The sequence below is a fragment of the Paenibacillus sp. EKM206P genome, from assembly GCF_011066155.1.
Classification (GTDB): domain Bacteria; phylum Bacillota; class Bacilli; order Paenibacillales; family Paenibacillaceae; genus Paenibacillus; species Paenibacillus polymyxa_D.
In genome coordinates, this window is sequence record NZ_JAAMNQ010000071.1 from 1 (window position 1) to 509 (window position 509).

At 58.3% G+C, this 509-nt stretch carries 1 protein-coding gene; it reads right to left on the bottom strand.

Features of this window, described 5'->3' with window-relative positions:
* The coding region (locus G9G53_RS25725) for an AMP-binding protein (RefSeq protein WP_165150883.1) at positions 1-509 on the bottom strand (509 nt) is incomplete at both ends.

Consider the following 509-nt stretch of genomic DNA (forward strand, 5'->3'; position numbering starts at 1 on the left):
GCTTGCTCCGCCAGATGCGATTGCGTCAGCACCAGCTTCGCGCCCGAGTCCTCCAGCATAAAGCGGATGCGGTCGGCTGGATATTCTGGATCAATCGGCACGTAGGCTCCGCCTGCTTTGAGGATCGCGTAGATGCCTACGATCATGTCCAGCGAACGGTGGACCAGGATGCCCACGGGCTGATCCGGTTCAACACCTTCCGCACGCAGCGTCCGAGCCAAACGGTTCGCGCGCTCATTCAGCTCAGCGTAGGTCAACGATTCCGCTCCGTACAACACCGCCACTTGCTCCGGCGTGTTCGCTGCCTGCTGCTCAAACAGACTGCTTAGCGTTTGATCCTGCGGATAGGCTGCCGCCGTATCGCCCCAGACCTGAACGATCTGTGCCTGTTCTTGCGGGGTCACCAATGCCAGCTCATTCACACGGATATTTGGGTTGTCTACGATTTGTCCGATGACGTGGTCGATATGACCCTGGATACGCTCCATTGCAGACCGGTTATACACCAG